The 23,960-nt window shown below is 68.7% G+C and carries 22 protein-coding genes; 9 read left to right on the top strand and 13 right to left on the bottom strand.

The genetic code is table 11. The features are described from left to right. The first annotated feature begins 203 nt into the window (after window positions 1–203). A complete protein-coding gene (locus AB8810_RS20730; protein ID WP_179568922.1) occupies window positions 204–1,862 on the top strand; it encodes a M28 family metallopeptidase in 1,659 nt (552 codons plus the stop codon). Between the two features lie 14 nt (window positions 1,863–1,876). Next, window positions 1,877–2,413 (top strand): hypothetical protein, encoded by a 537-nt coding sequence (locus AB8810_RS20725; protein ID WP_338123914.1) that lies wholly within the window; start codon window positions 1,877–1,879, stop codon window positions 2,411–2,413. Window positions 2,414–2,432: 19 nt separating this feature from the next. Here AB8810_RS20725 and AB8810_RS20720 read toward each other — a convergent pair whose 3' ends face one another. Then, a complete protein-coding gene (locus tag AB8810_RS20720; protein WP_369914729.1) occupies window positions 2,433–4,025 on the bottom strand; it encodes an APC family permease in 1,593 nt (530 codons plus the stop codon). 280 nt (window positions 4,026–4,305) lie between these two features. On the opposite strand from AB8810_RS20720, the gene AB8810_RS20715 reads away from it, so the two are divergent. From AB8810_RS20715 to AB8810_RS20705, 3 genes are read left to right on the top strand one after another with little or no spacing between them, the layout of a single operon-like run. Then, complete coding sequence (locus tag AB8810_RS20715) at window positions 4,306–4,728, top strand: hypothetical protein (RefSeq protein ID WP_179568918.1); 423 nt, start codon at window positions 4,306–4,308, stop codon at window positions 4,726–4,728. 10 nt (window positions 4,729–4,738) lie between these two features. Continuing rightward, the gene (locus AB8810_RS20710; RefSeq protein ID WP_179568916.1) at window positions 4,739–5,188 is read left to right on the top strand and encodes a type II 3-dehydroquinate dehydratase; all 450 of its coding nucleotides are present in this window, start codon (window positions 4,739–4,741) and stop codon (window positions 5,186–5,188) included. Next, a complete protein-coding gene (locus tag AB8810_RS20705; RefSeq protein ID WP_179568914.1) occupies window positions 5,169–5,387 on the top strand; it encodes a hypothetical protein in 219 nt (72 codons plus the stop codon). The genes AB8810_RS20710 and AB8810_RS20705 overlap by 20 nt, the downstream gene beginning before the upstream one ends. Before the next feature lie 262 nt (window positions 5,388–5,649). Here the strand turns inward: AB8810_RS20705 and AB8810_RS20700 are convergent, their stop codons facing one another. Continuing rightward, window positions 5,650–6,861: an FAD-dependent oxidoreductase gene (locus tag AB8810_RS20700; protein ID WP_369914728.1), complete on the bottom strand. Its 1,212-nt coding sequence runs from the start codon at window positions 6,859–6,861 to the stop codon at window positions 5,650–5,652. Between the two features lie 224 nt (window positions 6,862–7,085). On the opposite strand from AB8810_RS20700, the gene AB8810_RS20695 reads away from it, so the two are divergent. From AB8810_RS20695 to AB8810_RS20685, 3 genes are read left to right on the top strand one after another with little or no spacing between them, the layout of a single operon-like run. After that, on the top strand, window positions 7,086–8,375 hold the full coding sequence (locus tag AB8810_RS20695) for a sensor histidine kinase (protein WP_206258204.1): 1,290 nt from the start codon (window positions 7,086–7,088) through the stop codon (window positions 8,373–8,375). Then, window positions 8,368–9,135 (top strand): LytTR family DNA-binding domain-containing protein, encoded by a 768-nt coding sequence (locus tag AB8810_RS20690; protein WP_179568910.1) that lies wholly within the window; start codon window positions 8,368–8,370, stop codon window positions 9,133–9,135. The genes AB8810_RS20695 and AB8810_RS20690 overlap by 8 nt, the downstream gene beginning before the upstream one ends. Window positions 9,136–9,177: 42 nt before the next feature. Then, entirely contained in the window at window positions 9,178–9,582 is a 405-nt protein-coding gene (locus AB8810_RS20685) for a hypothetical protein (protein WP_369914727.1), read from the top strand. Between the two features lie 752 nt (window positions 9,583–10,334). Here the strand turns inward: AB8810_RS20685 and AB8810_RS20680 are convergent. Continuing rightward, window positions 10,335–12,431: a TonB-dependent receptor gene (locus tag AB8810_RS20680; RefSeq protein WP_369914726.1), complete on the bottom strand. Its 2,097-nt coding sequence runs from the start codon at window positions 12,429–12,431 to the stop codon at window positions 10,335–10,337. A 486-nt stretch (window positions 12,432–12,917) separates the two neighbouring features. Beyond that, a complete protein-coding gene (locus tag AB8810_RS20675; RefSeq protein WP_179568904.1) occupies window positions 12,918–13,535 on the bottom strand; it encodes a hypothetical protein in 618 nt (205 codons plus the stop codon). Window positions 13,536–13,750: 215 nt separating this feature from the next. Between AB8810_RS20675 and AB8810_RS20670 the strand changes: the two genes are divergently transcribed. Continuing rightward, window positions 13,751–14,671 carry an oxygenase MpaB family protein gene (locus AB8810_RS20670; protein WP_369914725.1) on the top strand — a complete coding sequence of 307 codons (921 nt, stop codon included), beginning with the start codon at window positions 13,751–13,753 and terminating at the stop codon, window positions 14,669–14,671. A gap of 31 nt (window positions 14,672–14,702) precedes the next feature. Here AB8810_RS20670 and AB8810_RS20665 read toward each other — a convergent pair whose 3' ends face one another. From AB8810_RS20665 to AB8810_RS20625, 9 genes are all read right to left on the bottom strand, one after another. Beyond that, window positions 14,703–15,623 (bottom strand): hypothetical protein, encoded by a 921-nt coding sequence (locus AB8810_RS20665; RefSeq protein WP_191825336.1) that lies wholly within the window; start codon window positions 15,621–15,623, stop codon window positions 14,703–14,705. Window positions 15,624–15,681: 58 nt separating this feature from the next. Continuing rightward, window positions 15,682–16,818 (bottom strand): dTDP-4-amino-4,6-dideoxygalactose transaminase, encoded by a 1,137-nt coding sequence (gene rffA, locus AB8810_RS20660; RefSeq protein ID WP_191825337.1) that lies wholly within the window; start codon window positions 16,816–16,818, stop codon window positions 15,682–15,684. A 65-nt stretch (window positions 16,819–16,883) separates the two neighbouring features. After that, complete coding sequence (locus AB8810_RS20655; protein ID WP_369914724.1) at window positions 16,884–18,491, bottom strand: hypothetical protein; 1,608 nt, start codon at window positions 18,489–18,491, stop codon at window positions 16,884–16,886. Next, window positions 18,484–18,897 (bottom strand): EamA family transporter, encoded by a 414-nt coding sequence (locus AB8810_RS20650; RefSeq protein ID WP_369914723.1) that lies wholly within the window; start codon window positions 18,895–18,897, stop codon window positions 18,484–18,486. The genes AB8810_RS20655 and AB8810_RS20650 overlap by 8 nt, the downstream gene beginning before the upstream one ends. 49 nt (window positions 18,898–18,946) lie before the next feature. After that, complete coding sequence (locus tag AB8810_RS20645) at window positions 18,947–19,615, bottom strand: acetyltransferase (protein WP_369914722.1); 669 nt, start codon at window positions 19,613–19,615, stop codon at window positions 18,947–18,949. Then, complete coding sequence (locus tag AB8810_RS20640) at window positions 19,612–20,247, bottom strand: methyltransferase domain-containing protein (RefSeq protein ID WP_191825340.1); 636 nt, start codon at window positions 20,245–20,247, stop codon at window positions 19,612–19,614. The genes AB8810_RS20645 and AB8810_RS20640 overlap by 4 nt, the downstream gene beginning before the upstream one ends. Beyond that, window positions 20,228–21,157, bottom strand: a complete 930-nt coding sequence (locus AB8810_RS20635; RefSeq protein WP_369914720.1) for a glycosyltransferase family 2 protein — start codon at window positions 21,155–21,157, stop codon at window positions 20,228–20,230. Before AB8810_RS20635 ends, AB8810_RS20640 begins: the two co-directional genes overlap by 20 nt. Further along, complete coding sequence (locus AB8810_RS20630; protein WP_369914719.1) at window positions 21,154–21,849, bottom strand: WbqC family protein; 696 nt, start codon at window positions 21,847–21,849, stop codon at window positions 21,154–21,156. The genes AB8810_RS20635 and AB8810_RS20630 overlap by 4 nt, the downstream gene beginning before the upstream one ends. Continuing rightward, window positions 21,846–23,660, bottom strand: a complete 1,815-nt coding sequence (locus AB8810_RS20625) for a hypothetical protein (RefSeq protein WP_369914718.1) — start codon at window positions 23,658–23,660, stop codon at window positions 21,846–21,848. Before AB8810_RS20625 ends, AB8810_RS20630 begins: the two co-directional genes overlap by 4 nt. Between the last annotated feature and the right edge of the window lie 300 nt (window positions 23,661–23,960).

The following is a 23,960-nucleotide window of genomic DNA, read 5'->3' as shown; positions in this document are numbered from 1 at the left end:
TGCGGCGGGCGTCGTGATTGCCGGCACAGAAGGGCGGCTTGTCCACGAGCGCTGCGATGCGCTTGGCGAGCGCGGCGATTAGAGCATGCGCAGATGGCAATCCGAGCAGTGCGTCACGTCTTTTTGGGCGGTGCCGGCCCTGCTTGGCCGCTCGCCGCCGGCGTCGCTACACTCGGGCGGGTACATCCATCCAAGGGGCAAGAGTGAAGCGACCGATCATGGGCATGCTGGCGCTGGCGATTTCCGGCGCACTGATGGCGGCGCCGCCGTCGGCACCGAATTTCGACACCAAGCGCATTTCCGCCGACGTCAAGACGCTGTCTTCCGACGCGTACGAAGGCCGCGCGCCGGCCACGCCGGGCGAGGACAAGACCGTGGCCTACCTGAGCGCGCAGTTCCAGGCCGCGGGCCTGCAGCCGGGCGGCGACCTGCAGGACGGCAAGCGCCTGTGGACGCAGGCGGTGCCGCTGCGCCGCGCCGACATCGTCGGCACGCCGCAGGTGGCGGTCGAGGCCGGCGGCCAGCGCCAGGCGCTGACCCAGGGCCAGCAGATCGCCGTGCGCGCCGCGCTCGACGGCAGCAGCCAGGTCGCCATCGACGGCGCGCCGCTGGTGTTCGTCGGCTACGGGGTCAAGGCGCCGGAGCGCGGCTGGGACGACTTCAAGGGCGTGGACCTGAAGGGCAAGATCGCGGTGGTGCTGATCAACGACCCGGACTTCGAGACCGGCAAGGGCGCGTTCGACGGCAAGGGCATGACCTACTACGGCCGCTGGACCTACAAGTACGAAGAGGGCGCGCGGCAGGGCGCGGCCGGCGTGCTGATCGTGCACGAGACCGCCCCGGCCTCCTACGGCTGGGCCACGGTGGCCAGCTCCAACACCAACAGCATGTTCGACGTGGTCCGCGACGATCCCAAGGCCGCGCATCCCACGCTCGAAGGCTGGATCCAGCGCGACCTGGCGGTGGACCTGTTCAAGCGCGCCGGGCTGGATTTCGAGGCCTTGAAGAAGCAGGCGCAATCGCGCGAGTTCAAGCCGGTGGAACTGAAGGGCGAGCGCCTGCATGCCGACTACGCGGTGAAGTCGGAGGTCATCACTTCGCACAACGTGGTCGCGCGGCTGCCCGGCAGCACCCATCCGGACGACAGCGTGATCTACACCGCGCACTGGGACCACATCGGCGTCGGCGCGCCCGACGCCAACGGCGACCGCATCTTCAACGGCGCGCTGGACAACGCCAGCGGCACCGCCGCGCTGCTGGAACTGGCACGCGTGTTCGCCAAGGGCCCGGCGCCGCAGCGCTCGGTGGTGTTCCTGGCGGTCACCGCCGAGGAGAAGGGCCTGCTCGGCTCGGAGTACTACGCGTCCAAGCCGCTGTATCCGCTGGCGCGCACGGTGGCGGTGATCAACATGGACGGCATGAGCCCGTTCGGCCCGTCGCGCGATTTCGGCATCTACGGCACCGCCAAGCTGGACCTGCTCGACGATCTGAAGACGGTCGCCAAGCGCTGGGACCTGCGCTACACGCCGGACCCGAAGCCGGAAGCCGGCTACTTCTTCCGCTCCGACCACTTCTCCTTCGCCAAGCGCGGCGTGCCGGCGCTGTCGTTCTCGGCCGGGCAGGACTGGGTGGATGGCGGGGTCAAGGCCGGCAAGGCGGCGTCGGACGACTACACCGCCAAGCGCTATCACCAGCCCGGCGACGAATGGCTGCCGAGCTGGACCTTCGCCGGCGCCGCGCGCGACCTGCAGGTGCTGTACACGCTGGGCAGCGAGCTGGCCAACTCGCCGCAATGGCCGAACTGGAGCAGCGACTCGGAGTTCCGCGCCACCCGCGACGCCAGCGCGGCGCAGCGGCAGTGAGCCGGGGCTGAGGCGTGTCCGCCGACCCGCCGGACGTCGCGCCGGCGGCGCCGGACACGCTCCACCCGCCTGCGCCTGCGGTCGGGCAAGACACCCTGCCCGATGCGGCCGATGCCGTCGACCCGCTGCATCCCGGGTTGGTGCGCACCGGCGTGGTGCTGGCGTTCCTGATCGGGGGGCCGCCGCTGGGAACGTTCGTGGTGGCGCTGCCGCTGTTGCTGTTCGGCGCATTGGATGGCGGCGACGCGCCGATCGATGCGCTGGCGGGGGCGCTGGCGATCTCGCTGTTTTCCTATCTGTTCGGCGCGGTGCCGGCGCTGCTGACCGGCGCTGTCGCCGCGTGGTACTGGCCGCGGCTGCACGGCTGGCGCGCGCATGCGCGGATCGGCGTGGTCGGGCTGCTGCTGTCGCTGATCTGCCTCGGCATCGCGTTCGCGGTACTGGACACGCGGCGCGATTTCATCGAGACCTTCACCATGGCGTTGCTGTGCAGCCTGCCCGGGTTCGTCGGCGCCACGCTGGTCTCGCGCCTGCTGCAGGCGCTGCGCTGACCCCGCGCCGACGCCGGCCTCAGCCGGCGCTGGCCTGCTGCAGCGACGGCGTGCGCCAGCCGGCGCGCACGCCCCAGAAATAGAAGCCCAGCGCGACCACGCCGACCACGATCAGGTCCGGCCCATAGGACAGGTAGCCATGGCCGCCGAAGGTGGTGCTGCCGGCCCACGACAGCAGCGCGATGGTCGGCAGGTAGGCGATCAGCCAGCTGGCGCCGCGCAGGTGCTTGCCGAAGTCCTTCCAGCCCTGGCGGTGCTGGTAGTAGGCGTACACCGGCAGCGCCACCAGCATCAGCACGATGATCTCGCCGGTCAGCGGCCAGCGCGCCCAGTACAGCAGCTCGGTGGCCAGCACGAAGGCGGTGGCGGCCAGCACCGGCAGGCCGAAGATGCGCAGCGGGCGGTGCATCTCCGGCGCGTGCCGGCGCAGCGCCATCGCGCTGATCGGGCCGGTCAGGTAGGAGATGATCGTGGCCACCGAGATCACCGCCGCCAGCGTGCCCCAGCCGCGGAAGAAGAACAGGAACAGGTAGGACACCGCCAGGTTGAAGAACATCGCCGGGCGCGGCACGCCCCAGTGCGGATGCAGCTTGCCCAGTACCGCCGGCAGGGTGCCGTTGCGTTCCATGCCGTAGATCATCCGCGCGGTGGTCGCGGTGTAGGTGATGCCGGTGCCGCTGGGGCTGACGAAGGCGTCCACGTACAGCAGCATCGCCAGCCAATGCAGGTTGACGATGATCGCCAGCTGCGCGAACGGCGAGCGGAAATCGATGCCGTGCCAGCCGGCCTTGGCCAGCAGTTCCGGCGGCACCGCGCCGATGTAGGCCACCTGCAGGATCAGGTAGATCACCGTGGCCAGCGCGATCGAGCCGAGCACCGCGAACGGGATGCTGCGCCCGGGATCGCGCGCTTCGCCGGCCAGGTTCACCGGGCTCTGAAAGCCGTTGAAGCTGAACACGATGCCGGCGGTGGCCACCGCGGTCAGCACCGCGGCGAAATCGATCGTATGCGTGCCGCCGTGCAGGCCGACGCTGAAGTTCTCGCTGTGGAACCCGCTGGCGATCAGCGCCACGCCGGTCAGCGCCGGCACCACCAGCTTGAACACGGTGATCAGGCTGTTGGAGCGCGCGAACAGCTTCACGCTCCAGAAGTTCAGCAGGAAATACACCAGCACCAGCGCCGCGGCGATGTACAGGCCCGGCACCGACAGCTCGCCGGCGCCGCCGGGCTGCTGCACGTACAGATCCTGCGCCCACTGCCACGGCCACGAGGCCATGTACTGCACCGAGGCCTCGGCCTCGACCGGAATCACCGACACGATCGCGATCCAGTTGGCCCAGCCGGCGATGAAACCGACCAGCGAGCCGTGCGAGTAGTGGCTGTAGCGGACCATGCCGCCGGACTCGGGGAACATCGCGCCCAGTTCGGCATAGGCCAGGGCGATGGTGGTGACGATCGCCGCGCCCAGCAGCCAGGCCCAGACCGCGCCGGGGCCGGCCAGCCCGGCCGCGCGCCAGGCGCCGAACAGCCAGCCGGAGCCGATGATCGAACCCAGGCCGGTCAGCATCAGGGCGAATGGGCCGACATCGCGGCGCAAGGCGGTTTGGGTCATGGAAGGGTTCCTGGCGGCGTCGGCAGCGGGAAACCGGAGATGATCGCAGAAGCGCGGCGGCGCCGCACTTCCGGGATTGGGGATTCGGGATTGGGGATTCGCAAAAGCGGTGGGTCGCGAAGCGTGGCTCTGCCGGCTTGCGTTCTTTCGAATCCCCAATGCCGAATCCCCAATCCCGGCACTTCTTACGCAAGCTTTACGCCCCAGCCGCCTACCGCAATGGCGCGCTTACGCGGCACAGGCCTAGAGTCTGCAGCGTCCTTTCCGTTGGATGTGTTCCATGTCGATTTTGGTGATTCAAGGCCCGCACCGCGATGCGCCGGCCATTGCCGTTGCGCGGCGCCTGGCCGGCGCGTCCGGCGCCCGGGTGGTGCCGGTGGCCTGTGCCGATGCGGCGCAGATCGTGGCGCGGCTGCAGCAGGGTGCGCACGACGAGACCGAACTGGTGCTGCTGGACTCCGGCGAGCTGCCGGCCGCGGACCTGGCCGATCACGGCGCGCACCTGCGCGAGGCGCTCGATGCGCTGGGCCATCCCTACATCGAAGTGCACGACGCCAGCGCGCAGGCGCTGGAGCCGCTGCTGCATCCGCGCCACGCGCCGCTGCTGACGGTGATCGCCAATGGCGCGCTCGCCGACAGCTACGCGATCGCGCTGGGTGTGGCCGCGCGCCATCTCGGCGCGCGTGCGGCACTGGCCAACTGAGGGCGCCGCCATGTCGATCCTGTTGTTGCGCGGCCCGGACTGCGTGGCCGGCCATCGCGGCCGCCCGGCGCGCATTGCGCCGCGGGTGATGCGGCAATTGCTCGAGCACGCCGGCCGTGCCGGCAAGACCCTGGCGGTGCGCGGCTGCGCCAGCGAGAGCGAACTGCTGCAGGCGCTGGCCCAGGCCGACGCGGCGGCGGTGGAAATGCTGCTGCTGGATCCGGGCGCGTGCTCGGACAGCGCCGCCACCGCCGCCGCGGTCGCGCACCTCGGCCGGCCTTACGTGGAAGTGCACGACGATGCCTGCGACCAGCGCGAACCCTGCCTGTGCGCGGCCTCGCGGCAGCGCGTGGGGCAGGTCGGCGGCTATTGCGCGCAGAGCTACGCGCTGGCCTTGTCGATCGCGCTGGAACACCTGGGCTGCAACGGCTACGAAGGCGATGTCCACGTCGGCACCTGAGCGCGCGCGCCACTACCTGGCCGACTACGACGCCTACAGCTTCGGCCAGCGCGTGGCCTGGGGCACGCTGGCGCACAGCTGGGACGACGCTGCGCCGCTGGACCCGCAACGCCTGCTGCAGCAGCTGCGCGCGCAGGCCGCGCAGCGGCATGGCGTGGACAGCGACGAGATCCGCATCCGCAGCGTCAGCCGGCTGTAGCGCACGTGCACGCCACGCATGCCGGCTGGTCGCGGAGGCGACAGCAAGGCGAGCGCATGCTGGCCGCGAGCGAAGCGCGTGCACCGCGCCCGCGGATCGAGACGACGGGTTTCGGCACTGCCACGGCCGCCTCGGCGTGGCAAGCGAACCAGCGCGCTGCGGCGCGTAGGCGGCATCTCCGTCTACCGAGGCGCTCCGGCTCCTGCGAACCGACGCCGCGGCCACCACGGCGTGGCCGGCATGCGGCGCGTCGCGGCGCCGCTTACGCGAACAGGGTGGCCAGCCGCGCCACCGCCGCTTCCGAGGCGGCACGGTCCGAAGTGGCATCGGGATTGCCGAAATCGCCGTCGGCCTGCGCCTGCACCAGGATGCCGTCGCGGCGCGGCACCACGTTGAGGTTGTGGCCGCGATAGACCAGCCCGTACGTCACTTCCGGCTGCGGCACCAGCCGCGCGGTCTGTCCGCGCACCGGCACCAGGCTGTCGTCGCCGAGCAGGGCGCGCGCGCCGTAGCCGGTGGCGTTGACCAGGGTCTTCTCGCGCAGGTCGGCGAACTGGCGCGGGCTTGCGAACTCGCGCGTCTCGATCTCGCCGCCGGCGGCGAGGAAATCGTCCAGCAGCAGCCGCGCGTAGGCGCTGATGTTGAACACCAGTTGCGTGTAGCGGCGCACGTGCGCCACCCGGAACGGATGCTGGCCTGCCGCCAGCGGCTGCGAGCGCGGGCCCAGGTCGGCCAGATACTGCGCCTCCAGCGGCGGGTAGTCGGGTTCGCCGTTGCCGCCATGGCCGCTGGGCTGGTCGAACGGCACATCCGACAACACGTAGCCGTCGCGCCACTCGATCGGGTCGCCGGGCAGGCCGAGCAGATTCTGGTACATGTCGAACGACGTGCGCGCCATCCGCTCCCAGCGCCGCCCGAACTCGGGCGTGGCGTAGGCGCTGCTGCACACCCGCGAATCCGGCGACCACACCCCGGTGGCGAAGGAGGAACGCACTTCCGGCGGCCGCTCCCTGGCGTAGATGCGCACGCGCAGCCCGGCGCGCTGCGCGACCAGCGCGGTGGTCAGGCCGATCGCGCCGCAGCCGATCACCGCCAGCTGGGTCTGGCCGGTGGCGCGCGCCAGCTGCGTGGCGATCGCCGCCGATCCCCACGACAGCGACCAGCCGCTGCCGCCATGGCCGTAGTTGTGGATCACGGTCTTGCGGCCGATGCGTTCGGCCTCGATGCGCGGTCCCTGCGCGCGGAACGGCCGCGTGCACGCGTGCAGCGCGACGATGCGGTCGGCGCTGGCGCGGATCGGCGCCAGCGGCGCCGGCGCCGCGAAGGCGGCCGCGGGGGCGGCCGCCGCGGGAAGGCGCGGCAGCGGCGCTGGCTGCGGCACCGCGGCACCGCGTCGTGGCTGCGCGAGCAGGGGACCGGCGCCGAAGGCGGTGGCGGCCAGTGCGCCGCTGCGCAGGAAGTGTCGTCGGTGCATGCCGGACTCCTGATCGTGACGGGCGAAGTCTAAGCGAGCGTGCGCACCCGCGTCGCTGCGGCATGCCCGCGCTAGGCGCGCGCGGACGCACGGCCGACGCGGCGCCGCGGTTTGGCTCCGCCGATCCGAGGTTCCGTCCGCACGTGCATGGTTTTGTCGCAAGGGGACTGGCGGCCTGCGCTGCCGCGGCTATGCTCGCGGCCATGTCACCGATCCCCGCCGCCATGTTTTCCAGCGTGTCCCTGATTCTCCGCCTGCTGTGCGCCTGGGTCGCGGCGGTGATCGTCGCCGGCTTCGTCTGGAGCGGCCTGTTCTACGGCATGGAAGACCGGCCCGGCTGGTTCTTCGGCCTGCTGGCGATGCTGCTGATGCTGTCGGCGCTGGTCGCCGGCATCACCCATCTGCGCCGGGTCTGGCTGATCGCCGGGCGGCTGGACAACGCCACCCTGTCCAGCCGCCAGCGCCGCCAGATCGAGATCCCGCTGGACACCCGCGAGGCGTTCGCGCTGGTCGATGCGGCGGTGCGCGAACTGCCGCGGGTGGAAGAGATCGAGAGCGCCGCCGACAGCCTGCAGGTGCGCGCCAAGGTGCGTCGCATCGATCCGTACAACGGCCGCACGCCATCGCGCTGGAACCTGGCCGCACGCTTCGCGGTCAAGCGCAACCAGGTGCTGGCCACGCTGACGCCCGGCGCCGGCACCAGCAGCCTGACCCTGCTGCTGGAACCGGACGCCAGCGCCTGGATCGACCTGTTCGCGGTCGACGAGGGCAGCAACTACGAGAACGCCGAGGCGCTGAGCCGCGCGGTGGCGCGCCGCGTCGCCGAGTTGCGCCGCGACGAGCAGGCCGCCGCCAAGCAGGCCGCCACCGATCAGGAGCTGACCGTGGCGCGGCTGAATCTGCTGCACGCGCAGGTCGAGCCGCACTTCCTGTACAACACCCTGGCCAGCGCGCAGGTGCTGGCGCGCACCGATCCGCCGCGCGCCGACCTGATGCTCGGTTACCTGATCCAGTACCTGCGCCGCTCGCTGCCCAGCGCCGAGGACGCGCTGAGTTCGCTCGCCGAGGAACTGGAACGCACCCAGGCCTACCTGGAGATCCTCAGGATCCGCATGGGCGCGCGGCTGCAGCTGGAACTGCAGGTGCCGGAAGCGATGAAGACCCTGCCGCTGCCGTCGATGATGCTGCAGACCCTGGTCGAGAACGCGATCAAGCATGGCCTGGAACCCAAGCCCGGCGGCGGCACGGTCTGGATCCTGGCGCGCGCGTTCGACGACCACGCCACCATCACCGTCGCCGACGACGGCCTGGGGTTCAACAGCCAGTCCAGCGGCACCGGCATCGGCCTGAAGAACCTGCGCGAGCGCCTGCGCCTGACCTATGCCGGCGCGGCCACGTTCGCGATCGTGTCCAACTTCCCCAGCGGCGTGGCCGCGACGATCACCTTGCCGTATCCGCCGTCGCCGTCGTCACCCCCGCCGCCGCCGCTGCCGTCAGGAGCCGGTCATGGTTGACGCCGTCATCGCCGAAGACGAGGAACTGCTGCGCACCGCACTGGTCGGGCTGCTCGGCGACGTCTGGCCGCAGCTGCGCATCGTCGCCGAATGCGAGGACGGCGCCAGCGCGCTGGAGCGCCTGGCCGAGCACCAGCCGGACGTGGCCTTCCTGGACATCCGCATGCCCGGCCTGAGCGGCATCGAGGTGGCGCGCGCGCTGGGCGAGTTGAGTCCGCGCACGCAGGTGGTGTTCGTCACCGCCTACGACCAGTACGCGATCGATGCGTTCGAGCAGGGCGCGGTGGACTACCTGCTCAAGCCGATCGTGCGCGAGCGCCTGCAGGCGACCGTGCAGCGGCTGCAGGCGCGCGCCGCGCAGGGGCCGGACGTGGCGGTGCTGGATGCGCTGCTGCAACGCCTGGGACAACGCCCGCCATCGCCCAGCGCACCGCCGCCGCTGGCCTGGATCACCGCCAACAGCGGCCGCGAGACGCGGCTGATCCTGCTCGACGACGTGGTCTATTTCCAGGCCGACAACAAGTACACCACGGTGCTGACCCGCGACGGCGAAGCGCTGCTGCGCACGCCGCTGCGCGAACTGCTGGAGGTGCTGGATCCGGCCGCGTTCCGGCAGATCCACCGGTCCACCATCGTCAACCTGAAGGCGGTGGCCTCGGTGGTCCGCGACGACACCGGCAAGGGCCGGATGAAGCTGCGCCACCGCGACGAAGTGCTGACCGTCAGCCTGCCGTACATGAGTCTGTTTCGCGGCATGTAAGCGCCGCCTCCCGCATCTCCGCACTGGAACAAGGAATTCGCCATGCGTCTGCTCTCCGCGCTGTGGTCGTGTCTGCTCGGCATCGTCGGATGTCAGGGTCACGCCGCCTTCGACCTGTCCACCGACGCCCACCGCGAGACCGTGGTGCACACCAGCGAGCGCGGGGCCGCGGTGATCTTCAGCCGCACCAGCTACCGCGGCGGGCTGGCCACGTTCCGCTGCGTCGACAGCCGCAGCGGGCGCTGCCACTACCAGGTCTACGCCGCCTGCGCGGCGCCGACCGCGGCCGCCGGCAATGCAGCGGCGGCCCGGTGCGCGCCGCGCATGCTGCAGGAGTTCGACCTGCAGGTCGGCCAGCGCCGCGAGATCGGCGGCCTGCCGCGCGACTTCGGCCAATGCGTCGCGCCCGAGACATCGGCCGCGCCGCAGCCGTGCGCGCAGGGCTGAGGGGTGGCTGGCGTCTCGGGATTGGGCCCCGCTACTCTTGCGGTTTCTGACTCCGCGCGTCGCGACTGAAGTCGCTCCCACAAGGGGCTTGCGACGAGCCGGCTGGGTGCATTGTGGGAGGGACTTCAGTCCCGACTGTTTCCGAAGCCGGATAGCAGCATGGCTTCGTTCGTCGCGGCTGAAGCCGCTCATACAGGAAGCTCGCGACCGACTCGCCGGGTGCACTGTAGGAGCGGCTTCAGCCGCGACAGGTTGCCAAAGTCGCAGCGGTTTCTGACTCCGCGCGTCGCGACTGAAGTCGCTCCCACAAGGGGCTTGCGGCCGACCGGCTAGGTGCACTGTGGGGGAGCTTCAGTCCCGACTGTTTCCGAAACCGGATAGCAGCATGGCTTCGTTCGTCGCGGCTGAAGCCGCTCCTACAGGAAGCTCGCGGGCGACTCGATGGGTGCACTGTAGGAGCGGCTTCAGCCGCGACAGGTTGTCAAATTCGCAGCGGTTTCTGAGTCCGCGCGTCGTGACTGAAGTCGCTCCTACAAGGGGCTTGCGGCGGACCGGCTAGGTGCACTGTGGTGAACTTCAGTCCCGACTGTTTCCGAAGTCGGATAGCAGGATCGCTTCGTTCGTCGCGGCTGAAGCCGCTCCTACAGGAAGCGCGCGGGCGACTCGCCGGGTGCACTGTAGGAGCGGCTTCAGCCGCGACATGGCGCCGGGGCCGCTGAACTTCCTGCCAGGAGCAACACGCGCTCGGCAGCTCAGTAGTCCACGCCCACCGAGAACAGCAGTGTGCGCGGGTCGCCCAGTGCCACGGCGCGCTGCAGGCCGCCGGCGAAATAGTCGCGGTCGAACGCGTTCTTCAGGTTCAACGCATAGCGCCAATGGCCCTGGCGGTAGGCGAGACCGGCATCGAACACCGCGTAGCCGGGAATGCGATGGCCGTAGGCGGTCTTCTCGCCTTCGGCGCGCGCACCGCCGCTGAAGGTCCAGCCGTCGTCCGCGCCGTGCGGCGCGTACTGCAGCCACAGCGAACCGCTGTGCTTGGGCACGTTGTACAAACGGTCGCCGACGGTGGTGACGCTCTGTCCGCCGTCGTCGGTGACCACTGCATCGGTGTAGGCGTAGCCGGCGAACAGGCTGACCCCGCTGCCCAGGTCGGCGGCGGCGTTGAGCTCCAGGCCGCGGCTGCGCTGCTCGCCGACCGCGATGCTGTAGCCGTCGTTGACCGGATCGGTCTGCAGCACGTTGCGCCGGCGCAGGTCGTACAGCGCCACGCTCAGGCTGGTGCCCGCGTCCAGTTCCATCTTCACCCCCAGCTCCACCTGGCGGCCATGCTCCGGATCGAACTGCGCGCCCTGCGCGTCGGTGCCGACGTTGGGATAGAACGAGGTGGCGACGCTGGCATAGGGGTGCAGCCCGCCGCCGGCGTCGAACATCAGCGCGGCCGAGCCGGTGGTGGCGCTGGCGTCGTTGCGCGTGTTGGTGCCGGTGAGGTAGTCCTCGCTGAGGTTGCGGCTGCGGTCGTGGCGCACGCCCAGCAGCAGCTGCCAATCGGGCGTGAACTGGATGCGGTCGCGCAGGTACAGGCCGCCGGAGGTGACCACGCTGAGGTTGTCGCGGCTGGGCGTGGCCGGGCAGGTGACCGCGCCGCCATAGACCGGCGCGTACACGTCCAGCGTGCCGACCCGGCAGGTGGACTGCACGTTCCATTCCCAGGTCTTGAACGCGTCCACGCCGGCGGTCAGCGTGTGCTGCCAGGCGCCGGTGGCGAAGCCGCGCTGCAGGTAGGTGTCCTGCACCCAGGTGCGTCCGTCGTAGTGCTGGTCGGTGGCGGTACGGCGCAGCGTGCGCAGGTCGGCGGCCAGGCCGTTGTTGGCGATGATGAAGCCGTCCAATCCGAATTCCTGCCAGCGCGCGGCGTGGTGCAGGGTCCAGCCGTTGTCGAAGCGATGGTCCAGCACGTAGCCGATGCGGCTCTGGTGGCTGTGGTACGGCGGCTGCGCGGGTTCGCCGGTGAACAGCGAGCGATCGATCTTGCCGTTGGGGTTGGCCTCGGCGCTGCCTTCCCAGGGCAGGCCCTGCTGGCGGATGTAGTCGCGTTCCTGGTAGCTGGTGAGGAGCACGAAGTCGGTGCGCTCGCCCAGGTCCAGCGACAGCGCCGGTGCGATCCAGCGGCTGCGGAAATACACGTGGTCGGTGGGATCGTCCGCATTCATCGCCAGGCCGTTGAGCCGCAGTGCGGTCTTGCCGTTGGCCGACAGCGGCTGGTTCAGATCGAAGCTGCCCTGCTGCAGGCCATCGCTGCCCACGCCCAGTTCGGCGCGGCGCAGCGGCGTGGCTTCGGGCCGCTTGCTGACCAGGTTGACCAGCCCGCCCGGCAGCACCTGGCCGTACAGCAGCGAGGCCGGGCCCTTCAGCACTTCCACCTGCTGCATGCCGAACAGCTGCTCGGCGACGCGGTTGTTGGAGGCGGTGCGCAGGCCATCGACGAACAGCGAGTCGGACGCGGTCTGGCCGCGGATGATCAGGTCGTCCCAACCGCGCCGGCCATAGGTGTTGGCGACCACGCCGGAGACGTTGTGCAAGGCATCGGCCAGGGTCTGCGCCTGCTGGCTGTCCAGCAGCGCGCGCGGCACCACGGTGATCGAGAAGGGCGTCTGCGCCAGCGGCGTGTCCGACTTGTCGGACTGCGCCGGCCTGGTGCTGCGGAAGCCGCTGTGGGCTGCCTCGGCGCGGACCTGCACCGCAGGCAGGGCGGTGGCCTGCGCGGTATCGGCGGTGTCGTCGGCCGCGCGCGCAGCAGTGGAAGCCGCCATGCCGAGCAGGCAGGCGAACGGGAGGGGGTGCAGTTTCATCGAGACCGTGGGGTGGGGAGGGGCTAATCGAGAATGATTATATTTCGCGATGTGGCGATTGCGAAGACCCGTCCGTCGGCGCCGGGCGCTCGCCAGGCAAGGGCAAGCCGCGGCCGCGCACGCGGGCGGTCGGGCAAGCGGGGGCGTTTGCTGCAGCGGCGGCCGGTGATCGAGAAGGCCGGACCGGCACTTACCGCAGCGGCGCATCCAGGGCGCTGCTGGCGACAGGCAGCCCTGAGCTGTCGCCAGGACAGCGCAGGCGCTCCAGCGCGGATGACGCCGGCGCTGGGGGGCTGCAGCGCCGATGCCGGCGCTGTGTGCGTTACGGTGGATGCGTCAGTGCGGTGCCCTGACGACATCAGGGTGCGGCGGTGGCCGCCATGGCGGCGGCCGGCAGGCACCGTCGCGCCCTTCTCCGATGTCGAGGCGGATGCAACGCGCGTGCTGTGGATCCGCACGCGATCGCTGCGATGCGCGTCGGCCGGCTCAGCCGGCGACGCGGAGCACGCCGTTCTGGCCGCCAGGCGGCACGCCCTCGAATTGGATCAGCGCGGCGACCAGTTCGGCATGCAGGCGGATGCGGCCCATCTCGCGCATGATGCGGATGTCCTCGTGACGCAGTTCGCGATTGGCGACCACCTCGCGCTTGTACTCGAGGATCTCCGGATACTTGCGCGCCATGTTCAGCGCGTCGGCGACGCACTCCACGGTATCCGCGTCGGCCGACAGCGGCTCGCGGCTGTTGAAGGCGGTGAGCCAGCGCTCGAAGCCGGCGGTGCGGTCGAACATGTTGGCGATGAACCAGATCACGAACAGGATCGCGACCCAGGAACTGACCACGATGACGATGCGCGAGAAGGTCAGGTGGTAGTCGTGCTGCCACAGCTGGTTGGTGATGACGCCCAGGATGATCAGCGAAATCGCCTGCCAGCCGATGATCGAGACCACCAGCCACTGCTGCTTGGCCTTGGCCAGCAGATCCACTTCCGAGCGCAGCTGCGCCTCGCTCTTGTGCTGCCAATGCGCGACCTGTTCCGGGAACGAGCGCTGGTGCAGCGCGTTGTCCTCCAGCAACAACCCCAACCCCTTGAACAAAGCGATCATGACAGGCTCCCTGCAGATGCGGTGGCGGACGGCGGTGTCTCGGGCGATCTTGAAGCAGCTTCTTTCTAGCACAGTGGCCGGAATTGGCATGTTGCAGATGCACATGAAACCCGCGCGGCAATGCGCTGTTGCGGCCGGGAGCCCTGGGCACCGTCGCCAAGTCTGCGCGCACCGGTTTGCACGGCGCATGCATCGCCGCCCGCTACCATGCCGCGATGACCGCCATGCTGCGTACCCTCACCGCTCCCGCCGCTGCCCGGATCCGCCGTTGGGTGCTGGACGTATTCCCGCGCGGCCAGGGCGGGATCGACTACGACCAGCCGCTCGGCGATGCCGGCCTGTTCGGTCCCGACAGCGTTACCTGGTGCATCCACGCCGAGTTCCCCGGCATGCTCTCCGGCGGCCTGTGCGCGCTGCTGCTGCAGACCCTGCATCCGCTGGCGCTGGCCGGCGTCTACGACCATTCCAACTTCCGCGAGGACCTGGTCGGGCGCCTGCGCCGCACCACCCAGTTCGTCGCCGCCACCAGCTATGCGCCATCGGCCGAAGCGCAGCGCCTGATCGCGCGCGTGCGCAGCATCCACGCGCGGATCCGCGGCCACGCGCCCGACGGCCGCGCCTATGCCGCCGACGATCCGGCGCTGCTGACCTGGGTGCACGTCACCGAGGCCTACGGCTTCCTGCAGGGCTATCGCCGTTACTGCCGCGCGGTGCCGGTCGCCATCGCCGATCGCTACTACGCCGAGGGCCGACGCGTGGCCGAGGCGCTGGGCGCGCAGGCGGTGCCGGCCAGCGAGCGCGAGGTGCTGGACTACTTCGCCCAGGTGCGCCCGCAACTGCGGGTGGATGCGCGATCGCGCGAGGTGCTCGCGGTGCTGGCCGGGCTGCGCCTGCCGGTGCCGGCGGCGGGCCTGTCGCGCGAGCTGTTCCTGGGCGCCGGCGCGGCGCTGCTGCCGCCGTGGGCGAGCGCGATGCTCGGACACGGGCGCCTGCAACGCGCCCAGGCCGCGGTCGCGTCGCGGGTGCTGCGGGGGCTGGCGCCGCTGTTCCGCATCGCGCTCAACGACGGCATCGCGCAGCGCGCCTGCCGCCGGGTCGGCATCGCGCCGCAGCGGCTGGCGCAGTGGCCGGAGTGAGCGGCGTGCTCGGCGCGGGTGTGTGGCTGGCCTAGCCGCGTTCCAGAACCGCGAGCCCGAATCCGCTGCGGCCGTAGTCGTTGCCGTTGTAGAGCATGTAGCGTTCGCCCTCGTGATCGAACACGAAGGGATATTCGATCATCTGCGAATCCCAGCCGCTGGGCGAGGGTGCGATCCCCGCCAGATGGTCCAGTCGCTGCCAGCGTCGACCGTCGGCGGACTCGGCGTAGCCGATGCGGTAGGCGGCGCCGCGATACGAGTACCACATGCGCCAGCCGTCGGGATCGCGGATCACGCAGGGACGGGAGATGGCGTATTCGTCGGCATCGGCGTAATCGATCGCGATCTCGCCGTCGCGACGCCAGGCGATGCCGTCGTCGGACTCGGCGTACTTGAGGTGATAGCGGTGCCTTGGCGTCCCGTCCTGCAGCTCCCAGCCGGTACACGACAGATACCACATGCGCCAGAGATCGTCGCCCGGCATCACGCAGCAGCTCGCGCAAAAATGCGGCTCGGTGGCCGAGCGGTCGACGATCGGCCCGGGCAAGTGGCGCGCGAACGGCTGTTCGGCTCCGGCTGACGTTGCCAGGCCGATCGAATTGCGGAAGGGCACGGTCACGCCCAGGTTCCAGCCGATGTAGTACAGGTAGCGCCGGCCGCGGTGCGTCGCCAGCCAGGTCGCCATCGCGCCGCTGTCGTCGAATTCGCCCAGGCCTCCAGGTTGCAGCACCGGCGCGGTGGCGGCATCGAGGATGCGCTGCGGATGGCGGATATCGACGACGACCCACGAGGTGAAGCTGCGGTTCGCCGCGTCGCGGCTGCTGAAATAGATCCGGTAGCGATCGCTGTCGCCGAGGCGCTCGGCAATCGGTACGGCGGCATAGGCATGCAGCCAAGGCGCCTGGCCGCTCGCGTTGAATACCAGTCCCAGCTTCTTCCAGTGCGCGGCCATGTGAATTCCCGTTGTCAGGCGCGGCTGCGGCCGCGCGTCGGCGCGTGTGCGGAAAGGCTCAGCCGAGCGCGCGCGTGAAGACGTCCACCACCCGGTCCTGCTGCGCCGCGCTCAGCCCCGTCCACAGCGGCAGGCGCAGCAGGCGCTTGGACTGCCGCTGCGTGATCGGCAGTTCGCCCGCGGCTCGGCCATAGCGCTTGCCGGCGGGCGAGTCGTGCAGGGGCACGTAGTGGAAGACCGAGCCGATCCCGGCGGCGCGCAGCGTTTCCAGCACGCGCTGCCGATCGGCCTGCGGATGCAGCAGGACGTAATACATGTGCGCGTTGTGCTGGCAATCGTCGGGGACGATCGGGCGGCGGATGCTGCCGTCGCGTTCCAGCGATTCCAGGGCGGCGTGATAGCGGGCCCAACTGCGCAGCCGGTCCTGGGTGATGCGGTCGGCCTCTTCCAGCTGCGCCCACAGGAAGGCGGCGGTCAGCTCCCCCGGCAGGAACGAGGAGCCGACGTCCTGCCAGGTGTATTTGTCCACTTCGCCGCGGAAGTAGCGGCTGCGGTCGGTGCCCTTCTCGCGGATCACCTCCGCGCGCTGTGCCAACGCGGCATCGCGCATCAGCAGGGCGCCGCCTTCGCCGCTGATCACGTTCTTGGTCTCATGGAAACTGTAGGCGCCGATGTCGCCGATCGCGCCCAGTGCGCGTCCCTTGTAGCTGGCCATCACCCCCTGCGCCGCATCTTCGATCACCTTCAGGCCATGGCGCGCGGCGATGTCGAGGATGGCGTCCATGTCGCAGGCGACGCCCGCGTAGTGCACCGGCACGATGGCGCGGGTGCGGGAGGTGATGGCGGCTTCGATCAGGCGCTCATCCAGGTTCAGCGTGTCTTCGCGGATATCGACGAACACCGGAACGCCGCCGCGCAGGACGAAGGCATTGGCGGTGGAAACGAAGGTGTACGACGGCATGATGATCTCGTCGCCGGGCTGGATGTCCAGCAGCAAGGCGGCCATCTCCAGCGCCGCGGTGCAGGAGTGGGTCAGCAGCGCGCGTGCGCCGGTGTGCCTCTGCAGCCAGTCGTGGCAACGCCGCGTAAACGGACCGTCGCCGGCAAGGCGGCCGTTGAAATGCGACTCGGCGATGTAGTACAGCTCCTTCCCGGTCATGTGCGGCCAGTTGAAGGGGATGGAATCGGTGCTCATTCGATACGTGTCCGCGGTCTTGAAGGAGTGGTCTGGTGGAAGCGAAGCGGCGCAGCCGTGGGCCGTCACCGCGCCGCCGTGCATCGGTGGCGGCTGGCCAGCAGTGCGCCGGCATGCCACGCCTGCAATTGCGCCGGCTCGCCTTGGAGGCGCTGCCTGCAATACAGGTCCAGCCATTGCAGGCGTTGCTCGTTGGCGAGGATTGTCACTCCCTCGCGCCGCTGCAGCAGGCCGACGAATCCGCGTCCAGCCTGATCTTCGTGCCTGGCGACGGAGTTCGGCACCAGGGTAAAGGCGCCCAGGGCGTACAACCGGTACCTGTCGTGCTCGGCGGCACGCGTGAATGGCCGGTACACGGCCTCGTAGGGGAAGGTGGCGCCCCACACCACGATCGACCCGTGCGGAAGGGATGCCAGGTCGCTGCGCGCCTGCTCGTCTGCGCGTTGCGCGGTCTGCCATGCGGCGGCGGAGAGCCACGCATTGGCCAAGGCCGCAAGCGTCACGACGGCCAGGATCGCAGGACGTCTGCCGGTGCGGCCTGCATTGCCCAGGAGCAGCGGCGCCACGGTGAGCAAGGCGATCAGTGGCACGTAGACGCGCAGGACGCCCGGCCTGCCCAGCGCACCCATCGCGAATACGGCCAAAGCGCAAAGCAGCCAGGCAGCGGCGACTTTGCGGCTGGGCAGCAGCACGCCAAGCAACAGCGCGGCAATCAGCAAGGGCAGCAGGTTCGGGTGCCACAGCGCGCGGATGCCTTGCCAGCCGGTGGCCAATCCGTTTTCGCGAAGCGGCATCGTTCCGGCTTCGGCCAACATGGCTTTCAATGCGACCGGATCGGCGATGCGCGGGTCGGCGAAGAACCAGCGGCTCAGCAGCTCGATGTCGTTCGTCGTATAGCCGTGGCGCGCCAGGATGTCGGGGCGCTTGTTGAGGTAGTCGCCGGCGCCGAAATCGGTGAACGCGGCCCGCACCAGATTCAGGTCGTTGAAGTCCTTCCACGCCGGGGTGGCGTAGGCATGCCGGTCCAGCAGCGCGGCGGCCAGCAGCGCCACGCACAGCGCCGCGGCCGCCCAGCGCGGCGCATGCCCTTGGGTCAATGCGCGCCAGGGCAGCAGTGGCAGCGCGATCAGCACGACCAGCAGGCATTCGTGACTGCGCACCATGCCGCTCAGGAACAGCAGCGTGGTACCCAGCCACAGCGCCGGAACGCGCCTCGCGTGGGCATACAGGCGCAGGCAAGCCACCGCAGCGACGGCCAGCAGCCCGGCGTTGACGGTGAACTGCGGAAGCAGCACTGGGCGCAGCAACACCAGAAGCAGAACGCTGCCCGTCACTACCCAGCCGTTGCCCAGGCGCCTGAGACAATGCAGCAGGGTGGTCCCGACCAGGACGAGCGCCGCGAATGTCGCAAGCGTATAGCCATCGATGCCGCCCAGCGTGGGCAGCAGGCGCACGATGTAACCCCAGACGACGTTGGAGAACACCAGATTGGGCGAGCCGACAGCGGCCATGCCGTAACCATGCGCCAGCATCGCCATGCCGACGTCGTCGTTGGTTTCCCAGCGCGGCGAATAGAGGGTGCATAGCGCCAGCACCGGCAACAGGACGACCAGCAGCGCCCCCAGCCACTGACGCCACTCGGAAGCGGGAGGCTGCGCGAGCGGCTCAGCCACGCGCGGCAACCACGGTCCCGGCCACGATCAGCGCAACGCCAGCCGCGCGTTGCAGCGTCAGCGGTTCGCTCAACAGCCAGCCGCTCAGCAACAGCACGATGACGAAATTCAGGCTCATGAAAGGATAGGCGTGGCTGAGTTCGAACCGGGTCATCGCCGCCATCCATGCCAGCGAAGCCAGGAACGCCGCGGCGAATCCGGAAAAGATCGCCGGGTCGAACAGCAACGACACCAGGAACTTGAGTTTGTCGAACGCCTCGGCGGGCAGGGGGCCCAGCTTGGCGATCCGCCATTTGAGGATCAATTGGCCATACACGGTAAAGGCGATCGTGGCGGCGATGTACAGATAATCCAACGGCCGTGGCGGCATCAGTGGCGCTCCAGCAGGGTGGGGCTCGGCCAGCACTCGGCCGGGCCGGCGGCACGGCATGTCGCGTCGGCTGCGTGCATGCAGGTCATATCTTCCTCAGGCGCGTGCTGGGCACCGGCGATCGCTCGGTGGCGGTGCCGATATAGAGACCTTCCGGTTCGGCATCGCCCAGCAGCAGGGCGCCGGCGCCGACCACGGTCCTGGCGCCAATGCGGATGTGGTCGCGCAGCGTCGCATTCACCCCGATGAAGCATTGCTCGCCGATCTCCACCCCGCCCGAAACGACGATGTGCGAAGCGAGAAAGCAGTGGCTGTCGATCGTCGAGTGATGGCCGATATGGTTGCCGCTCCACAGCGTGACGTTATCGCCGATCTGCACGAATGGCTGGATGGTGTTGTCCTCCAGCAAAAAGCAGTTGTCGCCGATCCGGCCGTCGTTGAGCACGGTGGCGTGCGAGCTGATGTAGCTGGCAAGCCGATAGCCGGCCGCCTTGGCGGCCAGATACTTCTCCTTGCGTATCGCATTGAGCTTGGAATAGCTCAGCGCGATGAAGATCGCGTTGCGTTCGGGCGGATAGGACGCCGCAAGCCGGTCGAACGCCACGACCGGCAATCCGCAAAAGTGGCCGTCGGTGATGTAGTCGGCGTCGATCGTGAAGGCCACCACCTCGTAGTCCGAGTCGGTGCTGAAATAGTAGTGCGCCAGCTGCGCGATGTCGCCGGCGCCGAAGATGACCAGGGGTTTTTTGCTCACGGCGTTTTCCTCACCAGGATCGTGAATTCGTACAGTCCGTAATCATGCAGGAGCGCGACGTTGCGCGAGTAGCGCCGCTTGCACAGATCGAAGTAGCGACAGGGGTCGGCGTAGTACAGGTGTTCGCGCATGCGCTCGGGATCGGAATAGCTGGTCAGGCAATTGAACGCGAAGCCGGCGCGGCTGGTGCGATCGAGTACATCCAGCGTGGTTTCCACGTAGGACTGCCAGCGCGCCGGGTCGTGGCCGAGCCGCACGTTGAAGATGCCGCTGGCCATGCCGTAATCGGCAATGCGGTCCGGTTCCGCGGCGACGACGAATCTGGCGTTGGGATCGGCCTCGTGCCGCTTGGCTGCAGCCGCGGCCATGTCGGCGGAGACGTCGAAGCCGGCGTAGTCCACGCCGGCGTGGCGCTCGCGCAGGTAGTCGTAGAGCGCGGCGTAGCCGCAGCCCAGGTCATTCACCGAGAATGCGCCGTCGCTGCCGGCCAGCATGCACAGCTGGGCGAATCGCAGCGTCTGGCTGTCCTCGCCGTTCCAGTCGACGCCGCGCGCCGTCTGCCCATGCTGGGCCAACTTGTCGCTGTAGTAGCCGGCGACGTCGGCGAGCAGCTCAGTCGTGTCGTTGTGCATGGATCTGTCTCACGATCGTATAGGGGCGCTGCTTGGTTTCGGAGAAGATCTTCGACAGGTAGATGCCGATCACGCCGATGAAGGAGATGATCATGCCACCCAGCAGCCAGATCGATGCCATCACCGAGGTCCAGCCGCTGAGCGGCCGTGCCAGAAACGCCCATTGCACCAGCAGGTAGGCGCTATAGACCAGCGCCATCAGGGAAATCGCTACGCCGACGTAGAAGATGCCGACCAGCGGCGTGTTGCTGAACGAGGTGACCGAGTTCACCAGCAGCGAGAGCTTGCGGCGCAGCGTATACGTGGTCTGGCTGGTGCTGTGCTTGGTGACCGGCCACGGGCGTTGCCGGAAGCCGGTGATATGCCATAGCCCGGCCATGAACACTTCGCGCTCGCGATGCGCCACCAGTGCCTGCACGTAGCGCCGGCGCATCAGGCGTGCGGTGACCACGTTTTCCGGCAGCGCCATGCCGGTCAGCAGCTTGAACGCGCGATAGAACCACTGTCCGCTCAACCGTTCGAACGCGTTGCCCTTGCGTTGCAGCTGCGTTCCGTAGACGACATCGGCATCGTGCCGATGCAGGTCGTCGGCGAACGCGGCCAGCCATTCGGGTTCTTCCTCCAGGTCGCTGTCGATCAGGAACACCAGCTCGCCGGCGGCATGCGCCAGGCCCTTCATCATGGCCTTGTGGTGGCCGAAATTGCGCGACAGATCCACCACGACCACGTGCGGATCGGCTTCGCTCAAGGCGATCGCCAGCTCGAGGCTGTGGTCCGGCGAGCCATCGTTGACCAGGACGATCTCGTAGTCGTCCGCGACCAGCTTCTGCGCCGCGAGGCTGGCGCGCCGATGGAAGTCGGCGATGTATGGCGCCGACTGATAGAGCGTGGAGACGATCGACAGCTTCATGGATGCACGTACCTCATGTATCTGTGCGCGTCCGGACCGCAATTGAAGAGCAGGTCGAGGATGCTCACGCCGTGCACGAAGTCGCCCCATAGCTGCGGGTATTCCGGATAGCCGGCATAGTCGAACCAGACCAGCTCGATGCCGTATTGCCGGAAGACGTCTTCGTCGATGTAGTCCTTCGCCGCGGGGCCGGAAATGTAGGTCGTGGCGCCCACTTTCGCGCACAGGTCGGCCAGGCGCTCGGTCTTCGCGTCCAGTAGCGCGTGGTCAGCGGAACTGCTGATGACGGTGTCGATCTTCAGATAGCCGCATATCGCTTCCAGGAAGCGCCGGTTCATCTGCGACAGGTGGGTATACGGTTCCAGGTAGAGCGGCTGCAGCCAGGCGGCGATCTCGTCGAAGTGCGGGGCGCGGCGATAGTTCTGCGCGAGCGCGCGCCAGTGCAGTTCGGCCCATTCGCGCCCATCCAGCTCGGTATCAGCGATGCGCTGATGATACTTGCCCTTGGTCAGGACCGGCACCGTCAGCCATTGCGCGCCCTGCGGGGTCTTGATCTGGTTGCGGTTGCGCCAGTCGCGCCGGGTGTACTGCATGTCGTCGTACAGGATGAACTCGTCGACCGCGGCGATCAGGTCGAAATAGCCCTTCCACGGAATGTAGTTGGATTGCAGGATGGCGACTTTCTTGGTCACTGCTGGTGCCTTGGTGGATGGCTGAATACCGCGTATCCGCCTGCCACGGCGAATGCGCGACGATAGCCTGCGGCAGCGAGCTGCGAGGCGATGGCGGCGTACCGGTCGGCGTTGGCAGGAACCAGGACATGCTGCGGCCCATCCGCCGCGGCGATCATGGCACGGAAGGCCTTTTCCGCTTCCGGCGTGGCGCCATTGCTGTAGAGGTAGAAGGCGGCGTCCAGTCTCTGCTGGAAGGAAACATGCGCCGGGACGCTCGCCATCATCAGGCCGAGATAGTCTTCGCGCATGAAGTACTGCGGAAAATCCGACGACAGCAGCAGGATGTTGCTGGCGAGTTGGACCGGAGCGAACACCGAGCCTGGCGCGGCGCGGCGAATGAACTGCTGTGCGGAGGCGCGGTCGTTCGCACCGATTTTGTAGCCTGGCAGGGCGAGCGCCGCGCCGTTGTCGTGCCGCAGCACCGAGGTCGGCCCGATCGTCGCCAAGAGGCCGGCGGCGGCCAGGCACAGCCCCGCCCAGATCGGGCCGGTGCGGCCGGCATTCGCCAGCGGCGCCAGCGCCAGCGCCGCGAGCAGCGGAAACGGAAGCAGGTAGAACATCCGCCAATAGATGTTCTCGGTGGTCAGGTGGAGCATGACGAATTGCGACACCCATGGATTCAGCAGCAGGACGCACAGCGTCGTCACCCAGATGGCGAAAAAGCGGCGATACGCGGAGAACGCGAGCACCAGCGCGAGTGACGCCACGAACAGCACCGGGGTCAGCGGGTAGTCCGGATTCACGATCAGGCGCAGCTGGTCGGCGAACGTCTTCGGGAAGCCCGCGTTGATCTGGCTGCCTGCGGCGATGTTGTCGACTGCGTAAAAGCGAAAGACGATCGCCATCAGCACCACCGGCGCCAGCGAGACACCGTAGCGCAGCGCCGGCAGCAGCGCCGCGATCGAGGCGAAGGATCCGGACGCCTGTACATGGAACGCCAGGGCCAGGGTCAGCGCCAGGAACGGGAGAAACACCATCGCCGTCGGCGTGGCGGCGGCCATGCCGATGCCCAGCGCGAGGAGGATCAGCCATGTGCTCCACCTTGGCTGGCGCAGATAGCGCAGCGAGAAGTAGATCCACGCCGGAACGCCCACGGACAGGAACATGTACTTGCCATGGAAGGCGCGGGCGATGCTCAGATTGCCGTAGGCACGATGCGTTTCCCCAAGCGCGAGCAACAGCAGCAGGTAGAAGGCGCCGCAGATCAGGATCGTCCGGGGGCGCGCTTCGAACAGGCCGATGAGCAAGATCGCCGCGGCGCACATCAAGAACCCGACGATTCCCGGGAACAGCACGTGGTACACGTCCAGATACGGACGGCCGCCGAGCCAGGAAAGCGCTGCCTGGGTGAGTTCGTAGTAGGGGAAAACGCCGGATTGGGGAGTCCGCTCGAGACCGGCCAGCCAGTTCACGCCGGTGTCGACCGGGGCGTCCGGATGCGCGATGTAGTACACCGCCTTCGGGACATAGATGGAGTCGTCGATATCGGGGCGGTTGATCGACATCGCCAGCCAGCCACCGGCCAGCGCAAGCGCCAGCACGCCGACCAGGTGCAGGCGCTGACCCGGCTGGTGCAGGCGCCGATAGTGGACGATCACCCGCACGGCCGTGACCGACAGCGTCGCTAGCGCCAAGCCGCCGATGATGCAAGCGGCGACGGAAAAGCGCAGCGAGAGCTGTTGGGCGAGCATCAACGATGCCGCGGATGCGGCCAGGAAGATCGCAAAGGCGCCGAGGCATGCCGCAAGGATTTCGTGACTTTCGTTCACGAACGTGGCGGGGAGGCGGTTGCGCTGGAGGCTTGCCACTGCGGCTTGGAGTCCAAAAATTGGGGGAACGTGGAGGTTGTGCGCTCGCTTGTGCCAACCACGTCCGCCGAATGGGCCGCTTGCTGGCCCCGCACCCCTCCTGCGCATTTTACCGTCATGCAGGGCTTTTTTTGGGTCTTGGCGGAACCGGAGGCAGCACCCCACGCGGAAAGCGGATCAGCAGGTGCATGCGGACGATATCGCCGCTGACGCAGGGCAGGACGCGCCCTGCGCCAACTCCCGATTGCGCCACATTGGCCG

It is taken from the genome of Xanthomonas sp. NCPPB 3005 (assembly GCF_041228095.2).
Classification (GTDB): Bacteria; Pseudomonadota; Gammaproteobacteria; order Xanthomonadales; family Xanthomonadaceae; genus Xanthomonas_A; species Xanthomonas_A bonasiae.
This window is presented reverse-complemented; position numbering and strand designations above follow the sequence as displayed.

Excerpts from the sequence above, each read along its gene's own strand:
- AB8810_RS20720 (WP_369914729.1), bottom strand. The coding sequence starts at position 4,025 with ATGACCCAAACCGCCTTGCGCCGCGATGTCGGCCCATTCGCCCTGATG.
- AB8810_RS20715 (WP_179568918.1), top strand. The coding sequence starts at position 4,306 with ATGTCGATTTTGGTGATTCAAGGCCCGCACCGCGATGCGCCGGCCATT.
- AB8810_RS20710 (WP_179568916.1), top strand. The coding sequence starts at position 4,739 with ATGTCGATCCTGTTGTTGCGCGGCCCGGACTGCGTGGCCGGCCATCGC.
- AB8810_RS20705 (WP_179568914.1), top strand. The coding sequence starts at position 5,169 with ATGTCCACGTCGGCACCTGAGCGCGCGCGCCACTACCTGGCCGACTAC.
- AB8810_RS20700 (WP_369914728.1), bottom strand. The coding sequence starts at position 6,861 with ATGCACCGACGACACTTCCTGCGCAGCGGCGCACTGGCCGCCACCGCC.
- AB8810_RS20695 (WP_206258204.1), top strand. The coding sequence starts at position 7,086 with ATGTTTTCCAGCGTGTCCCTGATTCTCCGCCTGCTGTGCGCCTGGGTC.
- AB8810_RS20690 (WP_179568910.1), top strand. The coding sequence starts at position 8,368 with ATGGTTGACGCCGTCATCGCCGAAGACGAGGAACTGCTGCGCACCGCA.
- AB8810_RS20685 (WP_369914727.1), top strand. The coding sequence starts at position 9,178 with ATGCGTCTGCTCTCCGCGCTGTGGTCGTGTCTGCTCGGCATCGTCGGA.
- AB8810_RS20680 (WP_369914726.1), bottom strand. The coding sequence starts at position 12,431 with ATGAAACTGCACCCCCTCCCGTTCGCCTGCCTGCTCGGCATGGCGGCT.
- AB8810_RS20675 (WP_179568904.1), bottom strand. The coding sequence starts at position 13,535 with ATGATCGCTTTGTTCAAGGGGTTGGGGTTGTTGCTGGAGGACAACGCG.
- AB8810_RS20670 (WP_369914725.1), top strand. The coding sequence starts at position 13,751 with ATGACCGCCATGCTGCGTACCCTCACCGCTCCCGCCGCTGCCCGGATC.
- AB8810_RS20665 (WP_191825336.1), bottom strand. The coding sequence starts at position 15,623 with ATGGCCGCGCACTGGAAGAAGCTGGGACTGGTATTCAACGCGAGCGGC.
- rffA (WP_191825337.1), bottom strand. The coding sequence starts at position 16,818 with ATGAGCACCGATTCCATCCCCTTCAACTGGCCGCACATGACCGGGAAG.
- AB8810_RS20640 (WP_191825340.1), bottom strand. The coding sequence starts at position 20,247 with ATGCACAACGACACGACTGAGCTGCTCGCCGACGTCGCCGGCTACTAC.
- AB8810_RS20635 (WP_369914720.1), bottom strand. The coding sequence starts at position 21,157 with ATGAAGCTGTCGATCGTCTCCACGCTCTATCAGTCGGCGCCATACATC.